The sequence below is a fragment of the Nocardia sp. NPDC051570 genome, assembly GCF_044454005.1.
GTDB lineage: Bacteria > Actinomycetota > Actinomycetes > Mycobacteriales > Mycobacteriaceae > Nocardia.
In genome coordinates, this window is the sequence record NZ_JBITDI010000038.1 from 22,307 (window position 1) to 28,712 (window position 6,406).

Below are 6,406 nucleotides of genomic sequence, written 5' to 3' on the forward strand. Positions count from 1 at the left end.
GGACGAAGCCGACATAGGGATGTGTGTGCATGATGGTGCCTGGTGCTGACTCGACATCGGCTCCCCGTTCGTTGCTGGGCGCGATGCTCGCCGAGATCCCGCCGTCGGAATATCGACGTGTCGTCTTCGAGCTGGTCCGCCGAGTGGCAGGCGCTGCCCGGCGGACGGCCCGGCCGGACCACGACGAGACGGTCGAGGCGGGAATATCGTTCCAAGCGCAGGGTTTCGACTCCTTGGCCGCGGTCGAGCTGCATCGACTCCTGACCCAGGAAACCGGCCTCGATCTCGCCGTCACTCTCGCGTTCGACTATCCGACCCCCGAAGCGCTCGTCGACGGTCTGCTCGAGGCAGTGATGGGCCCGGTCGCCGCAATGACAACTGCCCCAGCCCATCCCGTTGTCCCAGCCGATCCCGACGATCCGATCGCAGTGGTGGGGATCGGCTGCCGATACCCGGGCGGCATCGACGGACCCGAGCAGCTGTGGGACGTGCTGATGGCCGAACGCGATGTCCTGTCGGACTTTCCGGCCGATCGCGGCTGGGATCTGGACCAGCTGTTCGACGGCGACGTCGAGCTGGCCGGCGTCAGCCGCACCCGGCGCGGCGGATTCATCGACGGGGCAGCGGATTTTGACGCCGACTTCTTCGGGATCAGTCCGCGCGAGGCGATCGCGATGGATCCTCAACAGCGGCTGATCCTCGAAACGTCGTGGGAGGCACTCGAACGTGCCGGTATCGATCCGACCGGGCTGCGCGGCAGCCCGACCGGCATGTTCTTCGGTGCCGAGGCATCGGAGTACGGCCCGCGCCTGCACCAGGCGGCCGACGGCCTCGACGCCTATCTGATGACGGGCGTCGCAACGAGCCTGATCTCCGGTCGCGTCGCCTACCTGCTCGGTACCGAGGGCCCTGCCGTCACGGTGGATACCGCGTGCTCGGCGGCACTGGTCGCGGTGCATCTGGCGTGCCGATCGTTGCGCACCGGGGAATCCACCCTGGCGCTCGCGGGTGGGGTAACCGTATCGAGCGGGCCCGGCGTATTCACCGCGTTCAGCAGGCAGCAGGGCCTGGCACCGGACGGGCGGTGCAAGTCGTTCGCCGCCGCCGCCGACGGCACCGGATTCTCCGAGGGTGTCGGTGTGCTTGTCCTGGAACGGCTTTCGCAGGCGCGCAAGCACGGGCATCAGGTGCTCGCAGTCGTGCGCGGTTCCGGGGTCAACTCCGACGGCGGCAGCAACGGGCTGACCGCGCCGAACGGTGCGGCGCAGCGGCGCCTGATCGAATCCGTATTGGCTGATGCGGGATTGCGGGCCGCCGATGTGGATGCGGTCGATGCGCACGGCACCGGCACCGTCCTCGGCGATCCGATCGAGGCGAAGGCTCTGCTTGCCACCTACGGCCAGGACCGGCCCGAGGACCGGCCGCTGTGGCTCGGCTCGGTGAAATCCAATCTCGGGCACACCCAGGCCGCGGCCGGGGTAACAAGCATGATCAAGATGATTCTCGCGCTCGGGCACGAAATGCTGCCGCGCACACTGCATATCGATGCGCCGACGCCGCATGTAGATTGGTCTGCCGGAGCCGTCGAACTGCTCACCGAGGCACGGCCATGGCCGACGGTGTCGCGCCCGCGGCGGGCGGGGGTGTCCTCGTTCGGGCTCAGCGGAACCAATGCGCATCTCGTGCTCGAGCAGGCGCCGGACCTCGAGCCCGGCCGCGAACTGCCACCGGTGACCACGCCCCTACCCTTCACTCTGTCCGCGCGTGGCGAGTCTGCCCTGCGCGCGCAGGCCGCAGGGTTGCTGACGCGACTCGACGAACTCGACGATCCGGCCATGGTGGATCTCGCCTGCACCCTCGCCACCGCGCGGGCGGCGCTCCCGGACCGGGTCGGGATCGTCGCCGCCGACCGAACGGAGTTGCGGGCCGCCCTGGCGCGGGTAGCCGACGGCGCGACGCCGGGCGCGCTCGCTGCATCGGGACCGATCGCCTTCATGTTCACCGGTCAGGGCAGCCAGCGCACGGCGATGGGCCGTGAACTGTACAGCGATTACCCGGTTTTCGCCGATGCGCTGGACGCCGTCGCGGGGCATGTGGATCTCCAGCTCGACGTGCCGTTGTACGACGTTCTGTTCGCCGAGGCAGGTTCGGCGCAGGCCGAATTGCTCGACCGGACCGAATACGCGCAACCCGCACTGTTCGCGATCGAGGTCGCGTTGTTCCGGCTCGTGTCGAGCTGGGATCTGATGCCGAATTACCTTGTCGGACACTCGATCGGTGAGTTGGCCGCCGCGCACGCGGCGGGTGTGCTCAGCCTCCAGGACGCCACGATCCTCGCGTGTGCAAGGGGCAGGCTCATGCAGCAATTGCCTGTGGGCGGCGTGATGGTCGTGGTGCAGGCGAGCGGGGACGAGATCGCGCCGCTGCTGACCGAGGGCGTCCAACTGGCCGCGGTGAACGGGCCGGAATCGGTGGTGCTGTCCGGGGTCACGGATGAGGTGAGGGCCGTAACGGATGTCCTGGCTGAGCGCGGCCGGGAAACCAAACAGCTGCGGGTGAGTCACGCGTTCCACTCCCGGCTGATGACGCCGATGCTGGCGGAGTTCGAACGGATCGCCCGGGTGCTTACCTACCGGCCCGCCCAGCTGCCGGTGGTGTCCACGGTGACCGGTGCACTGGTCGGTGCCGAGTTCGCGACGCCCGAATACTGGGTCGACCATATCGGCGCCACCGTGCGATTCCGGGATTCCGTGCGCTGGCTCACGGAGGCGGGTGTGCGCACCTTCGTCGAGTTGGGCCCGCACGGCGTGCTCTGCGGGATGGGGCGCGACTGCGTCACCGACCCCGGTGTTTCATTCATCCCGCTGCTGCGCCGTGATCGTCCGGAGTCGCGAGAAGCGGTGTCGGCGTTGGCAACCGCGTACGCGCGGGGCGCGCGGATCGACTGGTCGATGTTCTTTGCCGACAGCGGCGCGCGCCGCATTGACCTGCCGACCTACCCCTTTCAGCGCAAGCGTTACTGGCTCGAACCCGGTGCCGCCGCTGGTAGTCTCGCCGACCTCGGTCAGCTTCCGGCCGACCATCCACTGGTCGGCGCGGTCGTCGAGGTGGACGCCGAGACGGTGGTGCTCACCGGACGGCTGTCGCTGCGCACCCATCCGTGGTTGGCCGAGCACGTCATCGACGGACGGGTGCTCGTCCCAGGCACCGCCTTCGTGGAACTCGCGCTGCGGGTCGGTGACCAGGTGGGAGCGAGTCATATTGAGGAACTCGCCGTGGGCGCGCCGCTGATTCTGGCCGAGGGCAGCGGAGTAGCTATCAGAATCACGTTGACTGCCAACAGCTCTGCCACTGGCACCGACTTCGGCGATCGGTATGCGTTGGCGATCGATTCGCGGCCGGATCGCAGCCGAGGTGGGCCGTGGACCGCGCACGCCAGCGGCTTTCTCACCGCCACGGGCGCGCAGCCCACGCAGGCGCAGCCCGGGTGGCCGCCGCACGACGCCGAGCCGATCGATCTGACCGGTGTGTACGAGGAACTGGCGACTAGGGGCTACGGCTACGGCCCGACGTTCCGCGGGCTGCGCAAGGCCTGGCGGCGTGGCGAGGATCGCTACGCCGAGATCGAACTCCCGACGACGGTGGACGGCTCTGCGTTCGCGATACACCCCGCACTGCTCGACGCCGCACTGCACGCCGCCGACCTCGCCCGCGAACCCGCCGAGCAGGTGTTGATTCCGTTCGCCTGGACGGGGGTCTCCCTGCACGCGGTCGGCGCGTCGGCGCTGCGGGTGCACATCGCCCGCTACGGGGACGACACCCTCGCCCTGGAAATCACCGATGCCGCCGGCGTTCCCGTCGCCGACATCGCGGGGCTGGTATCGCGGCCAGTTACCACCGGTGAGGTGCTGTACAAGGTCGAACTGTCGGCGCCTCTTGCGGCACTTCCGGGTCCCGATGCTGTGACCCGAGCTGCCGCCTCCTATCCCGTCAGCGTCGCCGGGATCCCGGTCGCCGCGGGGTCGGCTCCCGCCTTCTTGGCGCTTGCCGACCCCGCGGCGGCCCTTGCCGCCCTCACTGCGTCACCCGATCCGCTGCCTGCAGTCGTGGTACTCACTGTGCCTGCCAGAGAACAGGATCCGGTGGCCGACGCTCGCGCGGCGACCGTCACCGTGCTCGCCATCCTGCAGGCATGGCTCGCGGACGAGCGCTGGTCGCAGTCGCGTCTGGTGGTGCGGACCGCACCGGGCCTGTCCGGTTCGGCGGTGCGCGGTCTGGTGCGCGCGGCCCAGGCGGAGCATCCGGGGCGCATCGTCGCGTTGGAAACATCGCAGCCGCAGGCGCTGGACGAGATCACTGCGGCGCTGGCCACCGGGGAGCCGGAGCTGTCGTCCGCCGTCGATGGGCTGCGCGCGCCGCGCCTGGTGCGGGTACCGGTATCGAGCGCGGCTACACCGGAGTGGGGCACCGTGCTGATCACCGGCGGGACCGGTGGACTCGGGGGTCTGATCGCCCGGCACCTGGTCGTCGCACACGACGTGCGACGGCTGGTGCTGATCGGCCGCTCGGCCGGAGACGGTGAAATATCCAGGGAATTAACACAATTGGGTGCAGCAGTGACAACGGTGGCCTGCGATGTCGGTGACAGGGCCGCGCTGTCCGCCGTGCTCGCCGAACATCCCGTCGACTCGGTGATCCACCTGGCAGGCGTGGTGCGCGACGGCGTCATCGATACGCTCACCCCCGAATCCGTTGACGAGGTCTTCCGCGCCAAGGTCGCGGGCGCGTGGCATCTGCACGAACTGACCGTGGACCGGCCGCTGAAGGCCTTCGTGCTGTTCTCCTCGCTGGCCGCCGTGCTCGACGGTGGCGGTCAGGGCAACTATGCGGCGGCCAACGCATTTCTCGACGCGCTGGCCGAGTACCGGCAGTCTCTCGGTCTATCTGCGGTCGCGCTGGCGTGGGGTCTGTGGGCCGAGACAGTCGGGATGGGAGCCCAGCTCGGCGAGGCAGGTTCGGCGCGCATCGCGCGGCTCGGCGTGCCGGGACTGACCGCACAGCAATCATTGCGTTTGTTCGACGCCGCCGTCGGATCGCTCGAATCCCGGCTGGTGCCGGTGGACATAGACGCAGCCGCCGTCCGCGCTCGACCGGACGGGGTGCCCGCACTGCTGCGCGGACTTGTCCGGCCTGTGCGTAAGCGGGTGGTCGCCGCCGTCCGCGGCGTCGCGGCGGCTTCGCTCGCCGAGCGGATAGGTGCACTGGGTGCCGCCGAGCGCGATCGTGCGTTGCTCGATCTGGTCCGCGATGAGGTCGCGGCGGTGCTCGCGCACGACGGTGCCGACGCGATCGCGGCGCAGCGGGCGTTCGCCGACCTCGGATTCGACTCGCTGTCCGCCGTCGAACTGCGCAACAGCCTGGGCGCGGCCACCGGTCTGCGGCTGCCCGCGACTCTGGTCTTCGACTACCCGACGCCTGCGGCGCTGGCGACCCATATCGGTGACACCCTCTTCGGTGCGGAAGCGTTTGGTGACAAGGCCGCACCGAGTTCCGTCGATAGCGCCCGGCCCTCGGACGTCGACGAGCCGATTGCGATCGTTGCGATGGGCTGCCGCTATCCCGGCGGGGTGAATTCGCCGGAAGAGCTGTGGACTCTCGTCGTCGACGGTGTCGACGGTATCGGCGAGTTCCCGACCGATCGCGGCTGGGATATCGCGGACCTCTACCACCCCGAGCCGGGCACCCCGGGCAAGACATACGCCAATGAGGGCGGATTTCTTTACGACGCAGCGGGTTTCGACGCCGACTTCTTCGGGATCAGTCCGCGTGAGGCCGCGGCGATGGACCCTCAGCAGCGGCTGGCACTCGAAATCTGCTGGGAGACCATCGAACGCGCGGGCATTGCACCACACTCGTTGCGTGGCACCAGTACCGGCGTTTTCGTCGGGGTGATGTACCACGATTACGGAACCTGGCTCACCGAGGTGCCCGAGGATGTCGCGGCGTATCTTGGCAACGGCAATCTCGGGAGCGTGGTCTCCGGGCGGGTGTCCTACGCCCTCGGGCTCGAGGGTCCCGCGCTCACTGTGGACACCGCATGTTCGTCGTCGCTGGTCACGATTCATCTTGCGGCGCAAGCGCTGCGGCGTGGCGAATGTTCGCTGGCGCTGGCCGGCGGCGTGACCGTGATGTCGACGCCGGACACATTCGTGGATTTCAGCCGCCAGCGGGGGATGGCTCCGGACGGCCGGTGTAAGTCGTTTGCGGATGCCGCCGACGGCACCGGGTGGGGTGAGGGTGTCGGAATGGTGTTGTTGGAGCGGTTGTCTGATGCGCGTCGGCATGGTCGTCGGGTGTTGGGTGTGGTGGCTGGTTCGGCGGTGAATCAGGATGGTGCGTCGAATGG

General features: G+C 68.8%; 1 protein-coding gene. It reads left to right on the top strand.

The features are described from left to right. Positions 1 to 29: 29 nt before the first annotated feature. Positions 30 to 6,406, top strand: a 6,377-nt coding sequence (locus tag ACIA76_RS42505) for an SDR family NAD(P)-dependent oxidoreductase (protein ID WP_397161098.1), incomplete at its 3' end; no start/stop codon positions are given.